20 protein-coding genes are annotated in these 19,914 nt (G+C 55.0%); 6 read left to right on the top strand and 14 right to left on the bottom strand.

All coding sequences use genetic code 11. The features are described from left to right. Positions 1-523 precede the first annotated feature (523 nt). Both WMW72_RS33740 and WMW72_RS33745 read left to right on the top strand, forming a co-directional pair. Positions 524-1,273: an ABC transporter ATP-binding protein gene (locus tag WMW72_RS33740; RefSeq protein ID WP_341419981.1), complete on the top strand. Its 750-nt coding sequence runs from the start codon at positions 524-526 to the stop codon at positions 1,271-1,273. Beyond that, complete coding sequence (locus tag WMW72_RS33745; RefSeq protein ID WP_341419982.1) at positions 1,270-2,502, top strand: ABC transporter permease; 1,233 nt, start codon at positions 1,270-1,272, stop codon at positions 2,500-2,502. The genes WMW72_RS33740 and WMW72_RS33745 overlap by 4 nt, the downstream gene beginning before the upstream one ends. A gap of 123 nt (positions 2,503-2,625) precedes the next feature. Here WMW72_RS33745 and WMW72_RS33750 read toward each other — a convergent pair whose 3' ends face one another. From WMW72_RS33750 to WMW72_RS33780, 7 genes are all read right to left on the bottom strand, one after another. Further along, positions 2,626-3,063, bottom strand: a complete 438-nt coding sequence (locus tag WMW72_RS33750; RefSeq protein ID WP_341419983.1) for a thiol-disulfide oxidoreductase DCC family protein — start codon at positions 3,061-3,063, stop codon at positions 2,626-2,628. 261 nt (positions 3,064-3,324) lie between these two features. After that, entirely contained in the window at positions 3,325-4,206 is an 882-nt protein-coding gene (locus tag WMW72_RS33755; RefSeq protein ID WP_341419984.1) for a carbohydrate ABC transporter permease, read from the bottom strand. A gap of 33 nt (positions 4,207-4,239) precedes the next feature. Beyond that, the gene (locus WMW72_RS33760; RefSeq protein ID WP_341419985.1) at positions 4,240-5,115 is read right to left on the bottom strand and encodes a carbohydrate ABC transporter permease; all 876 of its coding nucleotides are present in this window, start codon (positions 5,113-5,115) and stop codon (positions 4,240-4,242) included. Between the two features lie 162 nt (positions 5,116-5,277). After that, positions 5,278-6,615 (bottom strand): extracellular solute-binding protein, encoded by a 1,338-nt coding sequence (locus WMW72_RS33765; protein ID WP_341419986.1) that lies wholly within the window; start codon positions 6,613-6,615, stop codon positions 5,278-5,280. Positions 6,616-6,817: 202 nt separating this feature from the next. Further along, a complete protein-coding gene (locus WMW72_RS33770; protein ID WP_341419987.1) occupies positions 6,818-7,612 on the bottom strand; it encodes an alpha/beta fold hydrolase in 795 nt (264 codons plus the stop codon). Between the two features lie 152 nt (positions 7,613-7,764). Next, the gene (locus WMW72_RS33775) at positions 7,765-8,172 is read right to left on the bottom strand and encodes a hypothetical protein (protein WP_341419988.1); all 408 of its coding nucleotides are present in this window, start codon (positions 8,170-8,172) and stop codon (positions 7,765-7,767) included. Positions 8,173-8,288: 116 nt separating this feature from the next. Further along, positions 8,289-9,170: a formate/nitrite transporter family protein gene (locus WMW72_RS33780; protein ID WP_341420015.1), complete on the bottom strand. Its 882-nt coding sequence runs from the start codon at positions 9,168-9,170 to the stop codon at positions 8,289-8,291. Positions 9,171-9,415: 245 nt separating this feature from the next. Between WMW72_RS33780 and WMW72_RS33785 the strand changes: the two genes are divergently transcribed. Together WMW72_RS33785 and WMW72_RS33790 are read left to right on the top strand one after the other, a co-directional pair. Continuing rightward, positions 9,416-9,556 carry a hypothetical protein gene (locus WMW72_RS33785; protein WP_341419989.1) on the top strand — a complete coding sequence of 47 codons (141 nt, stop codon included), beginning with the start codon at positions 9,416-9,418 and terminating at the stop codon, positions 9,554-9,556. Between the two features lie 229 nt (positions 9,557-9,785). After that, complete coding sequence (locus WMW72_RS33790; RefSeq protein ID WP_341419990.1) at positions 9,786-11,282, top strand: CAP-associated domain-containing protein; 1,497 nt, start codon at positions 9,786-9,788, stop codon at positions 11,280-11,282. A gap of 120 nt (positions 11,283-11,402) precedes the next feature. On the opposite strand, the gene WMW72_RS33795 is transcribed toward WMW72_RS33790, so the two are convergent. The 5 genes from WMW72_RS33795 to WMW72_RS33815 all read right to left on the bottom strand — a co-directional run bounded on the left by WMW72_RS33795 (position 11,403) and on the right by WMW72_RS33815 (position 15,835). Then, positions 11,403-12,287: a metal-dependent hydrolase gene (locus WMW72_RS33795; protein WP_341419991.1), complete on the bottom strand. Its 885-nt coding sequence runs from the start codon at positions 12,285-12,287 to the stop codon at positions 11,403-11,405. A 77-nt stretch (positions 12,288-12,364) separates the two neighbouring features. After that, on the bottom strand, positions 12,365-14,239 hold the full coding sequence (locus tag WMW72_RS33800; protein ID WP_341419992.1) for an MHYT domain-containing protein: 1,875 nt from the start codon (positions 14,237-14,239) through the stop codon (positions 12,365-12,367). Positions 14,240-14,254: 15 nt separating this feature from the next. Continuing rightward, positions 14,255-14,953, bottom strand: coding sequence for an AIM24 family protein (locus WMW72_RS33805; protein ID WP_341419993.1), 699 nt, complete (start codon positions 14,951-14,953; stop codon positions 14,255-14,257). After that, positions 14,950-15,456 (bottom strand): hypothetical protein, encoded by a 507-nt coding sequence (locus WMW72_RS33810; protein ID WP_341419994.1) that lies wholly within the window; start codon positions 15,454-15,456, stop codon positions 14,950-14,952. Before WMW72_RS33810 ends, WMW72_RS33805 begins: the two co-directional genes overlap by 4 nt. 247 nt (positions 15,457-15,703) lie before the next feature. Then, the gene (locus WMW72_RS33815) at positions 15,704-15,835 is read right to left on the bottom strand and encodes a hypothetical protein (protein ID WP_341419995.1); all 132 of its coding nucleotides are present in this window, start codon (positions 15,833-15,835) and stop codon (positions 15,704-15,706) included. Between the two features lie 259 nt (positions 15,836-16,094). On the opposite strand from WMW72_RS33815, the gene WMW72_RS33820 reads away from it, so the two are divergent. Together WMW72_RS33820 and WMW72_RS33825 are read left to right on the top strand one after the other, a co-directional pair. Then, the gene (locus WMW72_RS33820) at positions 16,095-17,126 is read left to right on the top strand and encodes an acyltransferase family protein (protein WP_341419996.1); all 1,032 of its coding nucleotides are present in this window, start codon (positions 16,095-16,097) and stop codon (positions 17,124-17,126) included. Between the two features lie 205 nt (positions 17,127-17,331). After that, positions 17,332-17,802 carry a ribonuclease H-like YkuK family protein gene (locus tag WMW72_RS33825; RefSeq protein WP_341419997.1) on the top strand — a complete coding sequence of 157 codons (471 nt, stop codon included), beginning with the start codon at positions 17,332-17,334 and terminating at the stop codon, positions 17,800-17,802. A gap of 69 nt (positions 17,803-17,871) precedes the next feature. On the opposite strand, the gene WMW72_RS33830 is transcribed toward WMW72_RS33825, so the two are convergent. Both WMW72_RS33830 and WMW72_RS33835 read right to left on the bottom strand, forming a co-directional pair. Next, positions 17,872-18,747, bottom strand: coding sequence for a sugar phosphate isomerase/epimerase family protein (locus tag WMW72_RS33830; protein ID WP_341419998.1), 876 nt, complete (start codon positions 18,745-18,747; stop codon positions 17,872-17,874). A gap of 99 nt (positions 18,748-18,846) precedes the next feature. Next, a complete protein-coding gene (locus tag WMW72_RS33835) occupies positions 18,847-19,905 on the bottom strand; it encodes a Gfo/Idh/MocA family protein (RefSeq protein ID WP_341419999.1) in 1,059 nt (352 codons plus the stop codon). Positions 19,906-19,914: the final 9 nt, after the last annotated feature.

Raw genomic sequence — 19,914 nt, forward strand, 5'->3', positions numbered from 1 at the left:
TCTTTTCGATCCGAAGGTCGAAATGACTACAAGGTTTGTTCGACTTGCTCAAAAGTAATGCTAGCGAGAATTTTCATTCTCTATTTAACACTCACTCGTTGTTCAGTTTTCAAAGGGCAATTACTTTATATCGCTTGTCCATCATGACGACCGTTATTTCGTCAGCCGTTTGTGACAGCGAGGATTACTTTACCACATTCACTTTCGAATTGCAAGCATCTTTTTCTTTAATGTTTTCATTCCATATCCATGGGACGAACCCGTTTGGCGCAGAAGATTTACATCATCGAATCGGACAACGAAAGCTAATTTACCACACTTACTACCCAAGATGCAAGTAGTAATTTCAATCTTTTTTTCGGCCGCTTTCTTGGGCCGGGAATCAATATAACATGCTCGTCCAAAGTATGCAACCCTATATTTTTCCCAATACATACAATTATAAGTAGTATGCTCTTCACGGTTCGTTTTCATTTTAGGGACAAACGTTGTAAAATATTTCATGAAAAGGGGTGAGCCATATATGGAAGCTTTACTGCATGTCGATCATCTCACAGGCGGGTACAGCAAGCAACGACCTGTGCTGCATGATATCGGCTTCACTGTGAATGCCGGCGAGATGGTCGGCCTCATCGGATTGAACGGAGCAGGGAAAAGTACAACCATCAAGCATATTCTCGGGCTGATGGAGCCGCATTCCGGATCCGTCCGGCTTGGAGGAAGGAGGCTGGGTGACGATCCCACGGCTTACCGCCGTACCTATGCTTATGTCCCGGAGACGCCCCTGCTCTATGAGGAGTTGACGGTTAGGGAGCATCTGGAAATGGCTGCTATGGCCTACGGCATGGATCAAGCTTCATATGAAGAACGCGCAGCCAGGCTGCTCGAGGACTTTCAGATGGCGCCCTTCCATAACCGTCTTTCCGCTCACCTGTCCAAGGGAATGAAGCAGAAGGTCATGATTATGAGCGCCTTCCTAGTCAAGCCTGCCCTATATATTATCGATGAGCCGTTTCTTGGGCTGGACCCGCTCGGCATCCGTTCCCTGCTAGAGCTGATGGCCAAGGTCAAGGAAGAAGGCGCCGCTATCCTGATCAGCTCCCACATTCTATCCACGATCGAGCGCTATGGCGACCGCTATGTGGTGCTTCATCAAGGCCGCCTGACCGCATACGGGGATTTGGAAGCGCTGCGGAATCAGGCCGACATGCCGCAAGCCCCGCTGGATGACGTCTTCTGCAGTCTAGTGACCCGGGATGTGAGTGGAAAATGAGCAAGCCGGAATCGCTGAAGTTTGTCCCTGAGCGGCTGTGGAACCAGCGCGAACGCGCCTTTCTCGCGGAGATCAGGCCATACATCGGCTACGCACTGCAGACAGTCTCGCTGCTGATCTTGCTCGGCATGCTGGCGATGGCTTACTTATACGGGAAGCTGCTTACGTTGGCACCGCCAAACTTCCCCTTTCGGGAGATCATTACCCTTATTCTGATCCCCATCCTTGCGCTCAATTCGATTCGTACTTATCTGAGAGGACCGGATCTCGTATTCTTGATACCACTAGAGTCTGAGCTGGTGCGGGGGTATATGAACAAAGCGGTCAATCGCGCCTTCCTATGGCAAACATCGGCTCTTCTCGTCGTCTGGCTGGCAGTGTGGCCAGCCTACGCTTTCTCAGCGGGGGCGAAGCCGGGCTTTCTACACGCGCTGCTTGTCCTGATTGTAATCAAGCGAGTTTTGCTGCAAGCGCGTTGGATGGAGCTGGCATTAATCTCCCGACCGGCCCGGATGCTCTGGTCGCTTGTCCGCTGGCTGATGGCGGCTGGACTGACTTACAGTCTGCTGACATTGCAGCCGTGGGTAGGAACTCTCACGGTCGCCGTGATCCTGCTGCTGTACGTGCTCATAACCCGGCTATCGGCCGGAAAACAATCGCTTCAATGGCTGCGTCTCATTGACACGGAGCACCGCCATAAACGTAATATTCTGCGGCTATTGAATCAATTTGTCGATGTGAGCGATCTGCAGGGACGCCCGAGATCGGTGCACGCGCCGCGGATGATGATGGAGAGGCTCGGCGGCTTTCGCTTCCGTTCCACGGATACGTATCGTTTTCTGTACGCTTATGTGTGGCTTCGCTCGGAGACCTTCGGCATCGGACTTCGCTTAACGGGCATTGGCTTTGTCCTCGTAGCGCTGACGCGCGGAATGGCCGTGCCGCCAATCGTCTTCCTCGTATTCACAGCTCTGCTCGCTTTGCAATTGAAAGAATTGGCCAAGGCCTACCGCCATTCTGACTGGTCCTTTATTTACCCGCTCCCGCCGCAGCTCAGAGCAACCTCCGCAGCTTACGTCGTCAGGCGTGTCCATGCTGCTAGCGTCGCGCTGCTAGCGGTTCCGCTGCTATGGGCGATGCCTCACTTCTATTATACCTTCCCGCTGCTCGCGGTGGGCTGGGGACTCACCTTTCTGTTGTGCAGAGTCCGGGCAACCAGCCCTGAGTAACTGCCGGCCACAACGCAAAAAAAGCCGGACAGATATCCCCGGCCCATCTCATAAAACGAAAAGCCCGCCCAGGCAGCTGCTCTCTGCGAGCACTCCTGGGCGGGCTTGCTATAGGCCCCCTTGCTACGCCCGGTCCAAAAACCGTGCTCGGACATCCGGCCCCGGCAGCAAGCAGGCATCGGCTTTGCCGAACAGCCGGTACCGGTTGCGCGCAATCACCCCATAGACATAATCGCGGATCGGCCTGGGCACGATAATCGCAGCGAACAGCCAGCTCCACGCGCCGCCTAATTCCCGCAGAACCCTAAGACCTGCCGTGGAACGGGTATAAGCGTGTCCGCGATCAATCAGCACGAACGTATCAGGCGAAGCGTTGCCCAGGCCGTACTCCTGGAGCAGCGATTGCCCAATCTCCGACTGGAGCGCCGCAAAGCGAAAGCTCCCCTTCCGGTCCCGCGGCAAAATAAACTGAACCGCCCGCTGACAGAAGCCGCATACGCCATCGTACAACACAACCGGATGTCCGGCTGTAGCTAGCCTCGTCTGCTCGTTGATCGCCATATCCAGCCACTTCCTTCCTCACAGTCCAGGGTTACACGACAACCTGAGACTGACCGTCATGTTCATGCTTATACCTTCATTATACGCGAAATCTATGCTGTAATCAGCATGTCCGCCCAACAAAAACAGACCGCCGAAGCGGTCCTCCTCTATCATCCATCCCCATGGATTCCTCTATAGCGGCGAATACGCGCTGTGACTGACCGGCGCCGCATCCGTAATAGTCATGGCCAACTTGCTGTAGAAAGGTAACGGCAGGCATTATCCTTTGACCGCGCCAGCCACCATGCCTTTCATAATTTGCTCCTGGAAAATCAGGTAGATCACGATCGTCGGAATTACGGCAATCGCCATCGCTGCCATCGTCAGACTGTAGTCCGTACCGAACCCGTCTGAGAAGATGGATAGGCTGAGCGGGAGTGTCTTCAGGGCCTGCTTATTGATAAAGACGAGCGCAAACGCAAAGTCATTCCAAAACCGTAAGAAGGCGAGAATCGATACCGTTGCCATTGCGGGAACGGACAGCGGCAAAATGACGCGGAAGAAAATCCCCCAGTACCCGTTACCGTCGATCATCGCAGCTTCCTCAACTTCCTTGGGCACCGAGGTCAGGTAGGCAGCAACCACAAAGATCGCAACCGGCAGCTCGAACGCCGTATAGGGCAAGATTAAGGCCGCATACGAATCCAGAATCCCCATCGACTTCATCATAATGAACAGCGGAACAAGTGTACTATGAATCGGAATCAGCATGCCGAGCACGAATAATCCCATAATGATACCCTTCAGCCTGAATTGCAGCCGAGAAAGTACATAGGCTGCCAGTGTACCCAGCAGCAGCGTAAGCGCCATCGAGCTGAATGTGACGATAACCGAGTTGGTGAGCGCCGTGCCGATACCGGCCACTTTCCATGCCTTGATATAGTTCTCAATCTGCCAGACGGTAGGCAATGAGAAGGGCTTGCCGTAAAAATCCTGATTGGACTTGAATGAGCTGATGAACAGCCAGATAAGCGGGTATAACGTGAGCAGCGCGTACACGGTCAAGAAGCCGTTACCAAGCCAGGACTTGACCTGCTTGAGCGCTTTTCCTCCTGATTTTGCACCTGCGGCCGTATTGCCGTTAGCGGGGATAGCTTCCATTTCCGGTCCCTCCTTCTTCTAATTGATAGCCGGTTAGTCTTGCTTGCGCTTCATGAGGATCTGGCTGCCGACTACCAAAATCATGCTGATAATAATGATCAGAGTGGACACGGATGAACCGTAGCCATAGCGGAATACGTTAAAGGTGCTATTGTACATATAAGTAGCCAGAAGCTCTGTCGATTGCGCCGGTCCTCCATGCGTCATCACGTAGATCAAATCGAAGGCCTTGAGGCTTCCCGATATACAGAGTACGATGGCCACCTTGATCGTATCCCAGATCATCGGCACGACGATCAGATACAGTCTGCGGAATCCAACGGCTCCATCGATCTTGGCTGCATCTTCAACCTCAGAAGAAATATTCTGAATAGCTGCGATGAACAGAATCAAGTAAGGACCGATGTTGGCCCAAATGATCGGTACGCTGACCGAATACATGTTGACCTTCGGATCGCCCAGCCAATCACGAATCCACGAGGAAAGGCCCAGATGCTCCAGAATATAATTCAAAATCCCGATCTGCGGATTGTAAATATATCCCCAGATGATCCCGATAACAACGGAAGCCAGCACCATCGGCATGAATACAGCCGAACGGATAAACCTGTGGAAGAACGAGCTCTTCCAGAGTACCAGCGACAGTACAAGTGCGATCGGAACCTGTCCGAAGATCGAAGCCGCGACAATGATCAGATTGTTCTTGAAGGCCCGCCAGAAGACAGGATCCTGCAGAACCTCGATGTAATTGGTAAACCCGATGTACTTCATGGCTCCGATGCCTTTCCAATCGAAGAACCCGTAGAAGGCCGACCAGAAAATCGGAACAATGACGAATACCGTGTAAATCAATAAGGCAGGAAGCAGGCCAATGAAAATAAATCCCCGTACCCGATTCGCAGCAGCCATAGCTAACCCCCCGTTTTCCTTTATGCTGAAATATGCTGGCTTGCAGTTGTTCTTGTATACTTGCATGAAGATGCCGGGGAACGGTTTCCCATCCGAAGCCGTTCCCCTATCAACACCTATCATTCACCACTTATATACATGTGATCGTTACTGCCTAATGAGTTACTTGCCTAATGATTTGGCTTGGGCATCCTGAAGCTTTTTGGCGATATCCTCAGGCTTGCCGCCCAGCAGCAGCTCCTGCAGACCATTGTTGATCGCTTCGGCACCCTGCGAGCTCAAGTAAGCATCATACACCGGTGTGAATTTCACTTGCTTGGTCAAGTTATAAGCCTTGAGGAACAGCGACGTGACCTTTGTCGGATCGACATCCACTTTGTAGTTGACGACCGAGTTGCTCTCGGCAACAGCCTTCATGCCTTCCGGACCGCTAACTGTGTAGATCAGTTCATACGCAGCCTCCAGCTTCTTCCCGCTCAGCTTCTTGCTGATTGCCAGACCGCCTCCAGCACCGCCGGAGAGACTGTTCGGATCGCCTTTGCCGCCTGGAACGGACGGAAGCACCGTCACTTCAACCTGATCGAGCTGTTCTTTCGTGCCTGTAGCGGCCATGTTCGTAAGTGCCCATGCGCCGTCAATCATCATAGCGGCCTTCCCTTGGATGAAGTACTGCTCCATCTGGGTGTTATCCAAACTGTTGAAGCCCTGTTGGAAAGCACCTGCATCAGCCAATCCCTTGAAGTAAGTCAGCGCCTGCACGAATTCCGGATCGGTGAACTTGGCGCCATCCTGCTTCGCGGCTTTCAAGAACCAGTCCGTGCCCGTTACGCGGTCGGCCAGAGAGCTAAGAATACTGGATTGTGCCAGCCAGGCTGCCTTGTTCCCAAGCGAGATCGGAGTCACGCCTTTTTCCTTGAATGTTTTGATAGCGGCCATCAACTCGTCCCAGGTTTTCGGAACAGCGACGCCGTGCTTTTCAAACAAAGATTTATTATAGAAGAACAGCGACGTAACCGAAGCATTGATCGGCACCGCATATACTTCATTATTGAAGGATAACGCTTCGAGCGCACCCTCCATGAAATTGTTTTTCCACTCAGGATGCTTGTTAACCAATGGAGTAATCGGCTGGAGGAGGCCGCCGTCGAAATATTCTTTAATTCCGGTACCGGCATGCGCGAAGAATACATCCGGCATCTCATTGGCTGCCGCAACGGTCTTCACACGCTGACGATAGCCGTCCGGAGGAATCGCTTGGGCATCGAGCTCAATATCAGGGTGATCCTTTTGGAATTTCTCGATCTGAGCGCGTACCGCCTTGGCCCGCAGGTCATCGCCGGAGAAGTTATGCCAGACGGAAAGCTTTACTTTTTCTGCCGGCGCTTCTTTTTTCTCTCCGCCGCTTTTCACTTCGCCGCCACCCGCTGGCGCCTGGCTACAAGCTACCAGTGTGGATAATGCCAATACGGATGCAAGGCTTGCCGTGATTCTCTTTTTCATCGTTAAACCCTCCTCTTCTTGACTACATCTTTAGTATAAAGAGATCGCTTCATACGTAGTAGGGGATATCCTTCAGCCAGAGGGTAGAAAAAATCCGGTTTTACGCATGTTTGTGTTAGATAATCTAACACAAAAGACACATAAAAGCACGGAACGGATGCCCGCCCGTGCTTTTATTCATGTAAATTTGAGAAAGATAGTCTTAGGAAAAAGACGCTACCCAGTCTAGGATGACTTTGCCCAGCTCCTTGGGCGCTTCCTCCATACTCATATGACCGGTCTCAGCGATGAGCCTTTGGGTCACATGATCGCCCTGCACGACAAAGGTCCGTTCAGCCGCAATAATCTGATCGTTCTCCCCCGCCACCAGCAGAAGCGGCAGCTCCGTATCACGAAGCACGGCATTCCGGTCAGGACGCTCCCTCATCGCATCCAGCGTATGTACGGCTCCTTCCGGACTTGTGCGGAATCCGATTTCCTTGGCTTTACGAACAGCTTCCGGCATCGATTCCAGATGAGCCGGCGCAAACAGCTTGGGTACAAGCCCTTCAATAAATACCGGCAGGCCCTGCTCGCGAATCGTTTGCTTAGCCTTCAGCCGGCCTTCCTTTCCCTTCTCGTCATCGGGAAACGCAGTGGAATGAATAAGTCCGAAAGCACGAAGCTTATCTGCATGACGCTCTGCCAGCGCCAGTGTTACATACCCACCGAGTGAATGCCCGAGTACAATCGCCTTCTCCGTACCCAGCTCATCGATCAGTGCCTCGATATCTCCTGCCAGCTTTTCCATCGAGTAGGACTCGTCCGGCGAACCCGATGTTCCATGTCCACGCAAGTCCGGTACAATCACGCGGAAATGTGCGTCCAATAGCGGTACGACCTGATCCCAGTAAGCTCCGCTGCCGCAAAATCCATGCAGCAGCACCAGCGGATGTCCTGAACCCTGCTCCGTATAGGACATGCTCCAGCCGCCTCGTTCTAATGTACGTTTTCCCATATGTATATACCTCCTCTTAATCCGGCCTGTCAGCCGGAGCCACTACTATCAGTATACCCGATATACCCGCCGGACTGCGATCTGAACCAAAAAAAGAACCGTTCCGGCCGGAACGGTTTGATCTGGGACCTTCCATGCTCGCCTTGCGGGCGTTATACGGTATCATCCTCTCGGAGTACCGCGCCTCCGTTGCTCCGGATCAGGTCAACCACTTCCCGGTAATCGCCTTCCTTGACGTGCGCACTCAGCGCATAGTGGTGCTCACGGTCATCCACGCCATCGTTATTCGCGTCATGGCTGATCCGCTCCGCTTCGTTCAAGCCGACGAACGCAGCAGCCGTTCCTCCTGTGCTTCCGCTCGGATAGGAAGCACCTGCCGCGCCGATTGCCGCATTGCTGGAGCCTACAGCGGCACCGAGCGGAAAGAGCAGCAGACTGTGGTCTGGAGCTTCCTCGATGGCGCCAACCTCAATCTGTTCGATCGGGTAGGTTTGCAGCAGGCTACGGACATGCTCGGCGTCGCTTTCATTGTGGAAATAAGCTTGGATATGCTGGCTCATTAGGGATCGCTCCTTTGTTCGTCGAATGGGTTCTCCTTCTTATTTACCCTAATTCGCTCATTCTTACGCATTGCAGATCCGTTTCCCTGAGAATCCATCGGCTCTTACCCTGTTCGCTAAGACTTGGCTGCAGCAGCCTCCGTGCCTGCCCCAGTGCCAGCTTCAGCCCCTTGCTCGGGCCTCGGCATCGTCGCTGAAGCTCCCTGTAATCCGGCCTCCGTCTGCCTCCGTCTGACCGGGGATATCCACCAGTACACGGCGCCTACGAACAGAGCGCCTCCCACGATATTACCTAACGTCACCGGTATCATATTGTGAAACCAGCCAGCCATGCTGATTGTCTCGGGATGAGGCAGCGCAAGCGCCAGACTGAGTACCGTCATGTTGGCAACACTATGCTCGTATCCCGAAGCGATGAACCCGTAGAGCATCCACCAGATCAGGATCAGCTTGGCCGTCTCGCTCTTGGCTCTCAGCGATGTCCAGATCGCCAAGCATACGAACCAGTTACAGAGAATGCCTCGGAAGAAAAGCTGGCTGTACGGCAGCGACATCTTCTTGGCCGCGGTAGCAAACAACAGATGCTCCGGCCCAATCCCGGCGAAGATCCCGGCTCCAACAATGAGCCCGACCAGAACAAGCGCACCCAGCAGATTGCCCGCATAGCACCAGAACCAGTTGCGAAGCGTATCTTTCCAGGTCGTCGCGCGTGAAAGCGTACTGACCGTGTAATACATATTATTGCCGGTGAACAGCTCCGCACCTGCGAAGATAACCAGAGTCAGGGCCACTCCGAAGGAGACCCCCATTACCATCGAGGTCACCGGGGATTTGATCGCGTATAGCGGAGCTCCGACTGAGAAGATCAGCACGATCCCCAGTCCGACGTATGCGCCAGCCAGCCCGGCAGACAACAGATAACGCAGCAGGCTGCGCTGGAGCAGCTCTTTTTTCTTCATAGCGGTCTGCACGAGTACCTCTACCGAATCCGTGAACATGCCTACCATCCCGCTTTCTATTCGTTAATCTTCAACCCTTCGCTTCCAAGCATTCAGGAACAGTTGCCGGCTGCTTTCCGGCTGCCGCCCCTTATTGTCGCCTATTCTTCTCTCTCCGGCAAGGGGCTTCACAGCTTCATCTTACCTTGTTGCCGCCCTACAGTATGTGAAACTTATCACATATACAGCGCTCTCGTTATAAATCATGCCTCTTCGAGACAACCTACATCTGGAGGTGATCAAGCATGTCAGGAAGAAACAGCAAGCCGAAGAAGAACGGACCGGCCAGCAGCCCGTCTAGACTGGACCAGTATGGCGCCAAGCTGGCTGAAGACACGGTGCCCCGTGATGCAGAAGCCTGCGATACGAACTCCGGACGCAGCTAATGACAGCTCCAAAGCCTTACGGAAAGCTCGGTGTCAGATGACGCCGGGTTTTTTCCTGTTCCTTCCCTAAGTGCCCCCTGTCCGAAGCGGCTCGAGCCCCTGCAAGATTGGCATAGACAAGCACACCCGTACCCTCATATAGTAGAAGGAAGACGAATATAGTAATAGACTCAAGTAGACCCAAATTCAACCAAGTCCCGCTTCCATGTCCATGAAGGAGGTTATCATTGTGAAGTTTCGCCGGATGGCATTCGGAATGGCTTCTTGGCTCGCCTTATCCCTCACCCTTCCGTTGTCCTCCTCCGCTATTCCTGCCGCACCTGCCTTCCCCGATACGGCCCGTCACTGGGGATCGGCCGCCATCGAGTGGGCGGTCAAGCAGCATATCGTTGACGGATATGAAGACAACACCTTCCGTCCCGACCGTAAGGTGTCTGAGCCTGAATTTCTTGCCATGCTGCTGCGCGCCTATCCGATCAAGACAAGCTCCGTTCCGAGCGGAACACCATGGTACCAGCCTTATTACGACATAGCCGGCGCCAATGGATGGACGCTTCAGCGCACCTATGACGCCGACTCCTATAACCGGGGTGCTGTCGCGAGGCTGATCGCTTCCACGCAAAAAGGTTCCCTTAGCTTGAGCGATTCCATCAGCTACTTGCTGAAGAATGGGTTATCGCAAGGCAAAACGGCCGCAACGGTCGAGGGCTACCGTGCAGCCGATCCTCTGTCACGAGCGGAAGCCGTGCAGTTTTTGATGAATATGACATCCAAGGTGTCCCAGCTTCAAGCAGCCGCACCTTCAACCGCTTTATCGAATGCGGGTACCGGCCACAGCCCGGCCGGGGCACCGCCCGCTGGAGAGCCCGTGCGGATCACCGCGGTTTCCGTTCGCGGCATCGCACTGGATGATTCCGCCGCGCAAGTCACGGCCAAGCTCGGGCAGCCTGACCGACAGGACCCGTCAGAGTACGGCTTCACGTGGTACATTTATAATCAGAATTACGCCAATTACGCCCAGATCGGCATCGACGGGGACCGTGTCGTCGCACTCTACTCCCCCTCCGATAACTGGCATACGGACAGAGGCGTTCAGGACGGAGTCGACAAGAGCACCGTGGAGCGCCAATACGGCAAGCCGTTGGCATACATCGTGAAGGACAACACCCGGTACATGCTGAATTACGGCAAAGGCGAATACGGCACTTACGAGATCGCCGGGGCTTATGTGACCTTCTTCTATGACCTGCACCGCAGCGATGTCGTTACCGGCCTCCAGGTGATCGGCGGAGCGGCGGAGCAAGCGATGGCTTCAATGTACCCCAAAGGAAGCGATGCATTGAGAAAGGCCTATGAGCTCCAATCGTTCGATCTGGCTAATGCTTCACGGGTCAAGCTCGGCTTCGATCCCTTCACCTGGGCCGAGGACATCAGCTCCACCGCCCGCAAGCATAGCGGAGACATGGCCAAGCAGGGTTACTTCGACCATAAGAACAAAGCCGGACAAAGTCCGTTCGACCGAATGAAGCAGGACGGCATCACCTTCAGTGCGGCTGCCGAGAATATTGCTGCCGGACAATCCAGCGCGATCTTCTCGCATCACGGCTGGATGAACTCATCGGGACACCGCTCCAACCTGCTCGGCGGTACAAGCCGGCTGGGCGTAGGCGTGGCCTTCGGCGGCAAGATGAATGTGTACTACACGCAGAACTTTTATTCGCCTTAAGCCATGCCGTTCGCATATCAGCTGTACAGAAAAACGCCTTCCGCTCCCAAGCTTGCGCTGACGGGCAGAAGGCGTTTGGTTGTTGACGGCATCATGGAGGCTGGTTTGAAAACCGCCTGCTTACTGCTTCTCGATGGATTCAAATAAAAACGATTGACCATTGCGGTAAAACCTCGGATCATATAAGCCGAGCTGCTTCTCGTCATCGACAATGACTACGAATGGAGACCATTCGTACAGAGTTTTGGCTGCAGGATTATTCGTGAACAGGCGATCCAGGTCCGCACCGTCCTGCGATGTCAGACGCTCGACCGGCTGAAGCCCCGTCCAGAGCGAGCCTTTCTTCAGTTCAACCTGCTCGCCCGACTTGCCGATGACGGTGAACACTCCCGGGATGAAATCAGCCGACAGTGCAACCTGCTCATATTCCCCGGAAGCCTGCTTGTACAGCGCATAGCCCTGAGCCGACTGGACCGCGACATGCAGAACCATCAGCAGCCAGACCACACGGTAAATCCGGTAGCTCCGCCGTCCATCGCCGTACCGTTTCTTCCGGCTGCGGGCCCACAGCCATCCTGCCAGCATAATGACCCAGAAGGTCAGGTCCACGATCGGCACCGTGCCGTACGTAATCCGGACGGTCGAGAATGGCTCCAGATACCCGGTCCCCCAGGCGTTGAACAGATCGCTCGTATCATGAATGAACACCGCGAGCGTCCCTAATCCGGCAAACAGCCAGCCCTTGGTTCCCCATATCCAGCGGACGATGAGCGCGATCAGCGCTCCCCACACGGGCACGAGGAATATAGAGTGCGTCAGCCCGCGATGCCACATCTGATAGCGGCCTGCCGTATCCCACCACGACGAGATGACGTCGATATCCGGAATCTGCGAGCCGGCTACAGCTGTAAAAAACAGCGCCTGCTTCTCCTTGCGGCTAAGTCTTTCTTTATTAACGGCCCCATACAGAGCCAATCCGAATAAAGTATGTGTGATCGTATCCATCCTGGCAGATCCTCCCGGCTAACTTGTGCTCCCGCAGCTTTTTCTCGGCCACGGTCAGCCCCCTTATAATCCGGCTCTTATACGGATACCGCCAAGCGGTCTCCAGAAGTCCGAACAACAATCGTGAACGTAAACTTGGTCCCCTTTCCCTGTACGGATTCTACCTGAATCTGCCCCTCCATCAGCTCAACGAGACGCTTGCAGATGGCGAGCCCGAGTCCCGTGCCCCCATGCTTGCGCGCGGAGGAATCATGCTGGTGAAACGGCTGAAACAAATGAGGGATATACGAATCGGGAATTCCGGTACCGGTATCGCGAACCGTACATTCCAGCTGCAGCCGCTCCCCTTCCCGGTGCTTTTGCCGAATCCGGATGTCCACGGTCCCCTCCTCGGTAAATTTAACTGCATTGCTGATCAGATTAATCAGAATCTGGCGAATACGTCCCTCATCCCCGAGCAGCAGCTCCGGCACCGCCGGGTCGAGCAGCCAGTGGATTTCCAGGCTGCGCTGCCGGATCTCCGGCCGGAACAGCTGCAGCGTATCCTCCATCGTCCGCTGAAGACTGAACGGGTCCTGATGCAGGCTGACCTTGTCATGCTCCAGCTTGGAGAAGTCCAGTACCTCATTGATGACCTGGGTCAGCCCCCGGCCGCTTTTCACCATGATGGCGACGTACTCCCGCTGTTCCTCCGTGAGCGGCGTTTCCAGCAGCAGCTCGCTCATGCCGATCACGCCATTGAGCGGAGTGCGGATCTCGTGGCTCATAATCGCCAGAAACTCGCTTTTCATACGGGCAGCCCGCTCCGCTTCGAGCTTGGCCTGAACGAGCTGCTTCTCAGCCTTCTTCTGTTCGGTAATGTCTTTGGATATCGTATATATATCGACAATTTTGCCATCGGCTATCATCGGTACAATCGTCGTGCTGAGAATGATCTCATGCCCGGCTCTGTGCCTAATGGAGAACTCCACCGTCTGTGGAGAGCCCTGCAGCACCTTAGCGAAGCAGCTGCGTATTTTGTAGCTTTCGCGGCGGTTGACGAACTGTGAGAATGACCTTCCCGCATAGCTGCCTGAGTCATAGCCGGTGATGCGCTCGGCTGCAGGGTTCGTCCGCAGCAGCCGTCCATTCGGATCGAACAGGCAGACCATATCGGGGTTATGCTCGAAGATGGAGTCATACCGCTGCTTGTTCCATTCCGCCATGCGCAGGGCAAGTCTGCGGTCCAGATACTGGGTAAGCGCAATCAATAGCATACTGAGCAGAGCTGCTGCTCCGATCCAGCTGGCCAGCCGCATCTCATCCCTGCCGGGGATCAGCTCCGTCTGGTTCAGCTCGCCGGCGAACGAGAAGTGGGCAGCCAGCATGCCCGTATAATGCATGCCCGCGATCGCCGCCCCGAGTGCCAGCGCTCCGGCCAGCCGCTTGGAGGGTGTCGCCTGACGCCCTGATCGCCGGTATCGGGCGGAGGCGTACAATACCGCGAACGATAAGCCGCATGCGATAGCCACCGACAGCACGACGAGATAAGGGGTATAGGATAGCTGCGCTGCTGTCCGCATCCCAGCCATCCCGACATAGTGCATTCCGGCGATCGCCGAGCCGATCAGCGCGCCCCCGCCCAGAAACTTCGCGCCGGACGGGGCCTTTCCTGCGGTGACGGTCATCGCCGCTCCGGATGCCCCCACAGCAAATAATAAGGATAAGGCCATATAGAGAGGATCATAGTGAACGGAAACCGGGAGCTGGAAGGCGAGCATCCCGATCAAATGCGTGGACCAGATGCCCATCCCCAGGGTCACAGCCCCCAGTACAATCCAGGATGCCCTGCCTCGGCCCTGAAAGGACCAAACACGTTCGGCCAGTGCTAATGACGCATACGAAGCAACGAAAGCAACGAGTAAGGATAAGGCAACCAGCGGCAGGCTATAGGTTTCATGCAGGTGTTCCATTCGTTCACCTCGATTTCACTTGATGAAGACGCCGCCGAACGGCAGCGCTTCCCTCAGCACGCGGCGAAGCAGGGTATCCTGTCGCAAACCCGCTTCGAAGTTGCGGTCCCTGGCAGCCGGCTGAATCAGAACCTTGCCGGTGCCTTTCATTTCCCAATGGTAATTCATCTGCTGGCTGGCGAGCGGATTGCCGTAGACGGCGAGCCGCATCTCGGCGCGTTCCGGGAAGGCGACCAGACAGCCCGTATCCACATACACCGGGCGCTCTGGATGCAGGTTCAGCTCGCAGAGCGTCCCAGTGGAGACGAGACCGAGCAAGCCGCCTCCGGAAAATCTCATTCTCACCCAATCCTGGGTGACGAGCGCCTGCTTCACCCGCTGGAAGCGGCTCTCCAGCTTCATCTGCCCGTCATACAGCAAGACGTGCCGGATATCGAACAGCAGATCGCTATGTACAGGCAGCTCAACCGCCTTGAATTGGAAGCCTGCCGGTACTCCAAGTATAAAGGTCGCAGGCCCCGTGATTCGCGATTCGATCCAGCGCTTCTTCCGGTATATACCGGACAGATTCAGCAGCCGGTCCTCCCGCCCCTGGGACGGTCCCTCAAAGGCAATAATTCGCTGCGGATGCAGCACATGGGCGGCTTCCCCCTGCTCCAGCGTGATGGCAGCCGCTTGACCGTCAGCAGCGGAGCCCTCGACCCGGGCGTTCATTCGGGCCCTCCGGGTACGCCACGGCGCCCCCTCCGCCATAATACGAAGCGAAATAGGCGGGTCAAGGCGAAATACAGCAGCGCCAGCGCTCCGGCTGTCAGCGCCGTCCAGGCAATCTGCCGGTTACGCACCATCTGGGCCTGGCGGGCATCCTCCAACTGGCCGAGCGCATGCTCCAGCTGCTCATTGCGCCCTCTCAGCTCTTCGTTCTCACGGAGCAGCTTGTTTTGCGTGTCCTGGAATCGTCTGGCCGCTTCCTCGGACCGGGCCAACGCGTCTTCCATCTGCCGCCGGCTTTGCTCGAGCTGCTGTACGGCATCCTCATATTGATTCTGCAGCTGACCGACTTGTTCCGGCAGGCTATATATATCCTTAATACGGTCGATGACTCCTGCTTCAGCAGCGTTCGCGGGCAGAACTAGCAGCAGCGCCAGACAAATCCAGCCCATACGGCCACCCGTTCGTGCCCAACTCGTCTGCGGTTGTTTTCTCCATGCGCGCATGCCAGTCCTCCCTTGGGCGAATTGCCGTAGTGCCGGACGCCTGTGTGATGTCTTCCTTTTATTGTACAAGCTATCCAGCCAAAATGAAACTCTTCCTTCTGGCAAGAAACGGGAGAAAAGTGAAAAAACTGCGATCCCAGCCGCTATGAGCAGCCCAGGAACCGCAGTCCTCCGGTCATTCTATCGCTGGTCGCCCGATATCGGGGCAGGGCCATTGTAAACGCTCTCCAAGAGCTTAAATTGAAAGTTAAAGCAATTGCAGCCGATTCAAATAATCGAAAGCCGACTCCACCAACCGCATCCAACCAATCATGGCTAGCCAAAGGGGAATGCTTAGCATGACTCCAAAAAACAAACCGACAGATAATCTTCCTTCCATGGTTTCATGCCTCCTCTTTCCTGCGTTTTTTCTCCATTAAAGCTATCCAGGTGAATGCGGATCAACCTTGCGGCCCACGAAGAAAACGGACGATGGGATGGATGCTTCGTCTTTCTATTATATGATGAAAGCGCTATATATTGCACTTTATTTTTCAGAATTATTTGAATATCTACTTTGTGAAAATAATCACTTCGCAGGCTCCGAAGCGTGGCGTATACTGACCGTGTACAGACATCCAAGAAAGCTGGGATTCGCGATGAACGAGCAGTTGACGAAAGCCGACACTTATTTTCTTAATACCCGTTTTTCTCTCATTGTACTCGTCGTGATTGGGAACATGCTGGTTCCATTGTTCACGACCCACACGGAAGCCCAGGCCATCGTCACCGCGATCTTTATGTTCCATATGCCTGTGTTCGTACTGGTCACGGGCTATTTCTCCAAAGGCTTCCCGCAGCATCCAAGAGTCGGAGCTGTGCTGCTGAAAATCGTCTGCCAGTACGTGCTATTCCAAAGTATATACTCCACATTAGACTATGCCTTCTTCCGGACAGAGGGTGTCATTTATTCCTTCTGGGCTCCCTACTGGATGCTCTGGTTCCTCTTCAGTCACCTGTGCTGGAAGGTGCTGCTTCTGCTATTCTCCCGCCTGAAGCATCCGCTGGCCGCGGCGCTTTTGCTCGGTCTCGCGGCAGGCTATCTGCCGGTAGACGGGATCTGGCTGAGCTTCAGTCGCACGCTGGTGTTCTTTCCTTTCTTCCTGGCTGGCTATTACATTCGCCCTGATCTGCTGCTTCAAGTGAGAAGCCGGCACAGCGTCAGACTGCTCGCGGCCGCGATGCTTGCAGCGGCTTGCGCGCTGACCGGCTCAGGCATCCTAAGCCTGCCGCTCGATTGGCTGATGTCGGCGCGCACGTACAGCAGCCTCCAGCATACGGAGTGGTATGCGGCTGTCTACCGTCTCGGGCTTTATGGGGTGCAGGCGGTCACCGCCACCGCTTTCCTAATGCTGCAGCCTGTAAGAGAAGGCAAATGGGCCGAGATGGGTGGACGCACGCTTTATGTCTTTCTGCTGCACGGCTTATGCCTGAAGCTGCTGGCGGCCGCGGGCTTATACCAGTTGACCAACAATGATCTCCTGCTGATCGGGCTGGTGATTGTTACAGCCATTACGCTGACGCTGCTGCTATCCCACCCGCAGGTGAAGGCTCTCACGCATAGCGTGATTGACCCGGAGCCCGAGCTCTGGTTGCGCAAGCTGAAACCAATGCGACGGCGCACGTTGTAGAGGCGGAGGCTTGTATGAGGACCGGATAGCTGCCTCGCAGGCTGCTTACCCGTAGATCAAGGACCAATCGGTGCACTTCCCCGTCTGGTCCTTTGCTTTTTCCGGCTGAGTCGAAGTAAAATCTGCAGCTTTACACTATTTTTACTTCTTTTGGAGTAAAATAGATGGTGTGGCTTATCATCTGCCGGAAGGAGTGGATTCACTCATGTTCGTAAGCCCCAGTAAAGGTCATGTCACGTTGGAAGCTATGGTTCAGGATCTGCACGACTACGTCCGCGCTGATCCGGCTTCCGCCTACAAGATCGTCATCGGCACCGATTCTCACACCACCCGTCGCACCACTACGCTCGTTACCGCATTAATCATCCACCGTATCGGCCGAGGCGCCCGTTTCTTTTACCGTAAAAAAAGCAGCCGTCCGTTATTCGACCTTCGCACCCGCATCTACAAAGAAACCGAGCTCAGTCTGGAGCTGGTCGACCTGCTGAACCGCAAGGGCATGGACGACCTGCTCGCAGAATGGCCGCTTGAAATTCATATCGATATCGGACAACAAGGAGAGACCAAAGCCCTCATCCAGGAAATCTGCGGCTGGGTCACCTCCGTCGGCTACGAGACGCGCATCAAGCCCGAGAGCTTTGGGGCGAGTTCGGTCGCGGACCGGTTTGCGGAGTAGTTAATCAAATACAACAACAGCGTCAGGGCTCTCTTTCGCCCTGACGCTGTTTCATGCAGCTTGCTCTCTCTACTTATACCGCTTAATAAATTCAACCGCCTTGCGGATATCTACCTCAGGCTGCTGGCCGACTTCGCGTTCGATCGTCAGGTAGCCGGTGTAGCCGATCTCCTGCAGCGCGGCGAAGTACGCGTCGAACGCGACTTTCCCTTCGCCGAGCGGGACTTCCTTGAAAATCTCGCCGGAGGTCACCATCTGGGCGATCTTGCCGTGGTCCATCGGCTCGAAGCCGAGGGCGCCGTAGACTTCGCGAGGGTCGACCTCACGGTAGCGTATGCCGTCCTTCACATGGGTGTGGACGATGTAGTCCTTAAGGATGCACACGCCTTCGACCGGATCGTCGCCGGTCACCATCACCATGTTGGCCGGGTCAAAGTTGACGGAGACGCCGTTGGTGCTGAGCGTGTCCAGGAAACTCTTCAGATGCGCAGCGCGCTCGGGGCCAGTCTCGATGGCGAAGTATGCGCCAACGCTCTTGGCATACTGCCCCAGCTCCTCGCAGGCTGTCTGCAGGGAATGATACACCTCGCCGCTGCGGTCGTCCGGCACGATGCCGATGTGGGTCGTCACGATATTCGTGCCGAGGTCCAGCGCCAGATCGAGAATGCGCTTGGACTTCTCCACTTTCTCAGGGTTCGCCAGCTTATCCTGGAAGCCATGGCCGCCCAGGTCGCCGCACAGCGCCGAAATTTCCAGACCAAGGTCTGCAATATACGCGCGCAATTCTTTGCGGGCATCTGCCGACAGATTAGCCGGGTCCATCTCTCCGCTGACTGCGTAGATCTGAACGCCGTCCGCGCCTACTTCCTTCGCTTTCTTCAAGCCTTCGCGAACACCGATTTGGAAGCTGTCCACGATCACACCGATTTTATTCGTGAGTTTCATGCGTTCAATCCTCCACTGGAATATTTAAAATAAAGCCGTTCCCCTGCTTCAAGGTGAGACGGGATAAGAGCTCATCGTCCTGCTTTAGATAAACGCTTGTTAGAAATGAACTTCCTCGCCCTTCACGCTCGACTCGTAAATGCCGCACAGAATCTTCGTAATCTCGAGGCCATCCTCGACCGGACTGATTAGCTCGGCCCGTCCGAGACAGCAGTTCACGAAGTGGTTGATTTCGTTCTGGAAGCCTTCTTCAAAGTGGAAGCCGGTATAGTCGATCTGCGGCTGGATATTCAGAATCGTATTATGCTTCTCGGTCGCGATGACGAAATCAGGCTCGATTTCGGCGCCGCCCTTGTCGCCGTAGATGTTCACGGACGAAACCGTATTTTTCTGATGCAGGGTAAAGCTCACGTCGACGAACAGCGAAGCGCCATTCTCGAAGCGGATCAGAGCATTCGCCAGATCCTCGACTGTATTCTTGGAGGCGTCGTAATCAGCCGCCTGGTAAAAGCTCAGATTCTGGATGTTCGAGCGATTGCCCAGCTTGTGGTACGTATTGCCGGATACCGACTTGACTTTCGGACGGCCCATCATGTACCAGCACAGGTCGATGATATGAACGCCGATGTCCATCAGTGGTCCGCCGCCGGAACGGTCGCGGTCCGAGAACCAGCCGCCCGGATTGCCGAGACGTCTGAGGATGGAAGCCTTTGCATAGTAAATATCGCCCAGATCTCCTGCGTCGATGAACTGCTTGAGCACCTTCGCGCTGCCGCTGTAACGGCGGACGAAGCCGACCTGCAGCTTCTTGCCGGAGCGCTTGACCGCTTCCTGCAGCTCCAGAGCTTTGCCGATATCGGTACTCATCGGCTTCTCTACCAGCACATGCTTGCCCGCGTCCAGCGCTGCGATGCTGATCTCGACATGGGTGTTGTTCCACGTACAGATGCTAACGGCTTCGATCTCCGAGTCAGCCAATAATTCACGGTAATCGGTGTATACCTTGCGCGCACCGTATTGATCAGCCGCGCGTCGCGCGCGTTCTTCGACCAGGTCGCAGATGGCAACCAGTTCAACGTCAGGATTTTTCGCATACGAGTTCAAATGGGCGGACGATATGGAACCCGCACCAATCACAGCAATTTTCAATGTACTCATAGATGAATC

Origin of the sequence: Paenibacillus filicis (assembly GCF_038070315.1) — a bacterium.
Taxonomy (GTDB): Bacteria; Bacillota; Bacilli; order Paenibacillales; family NBRC-103111; genus Paenibacillus_G; species Paenibacillus_G filicis.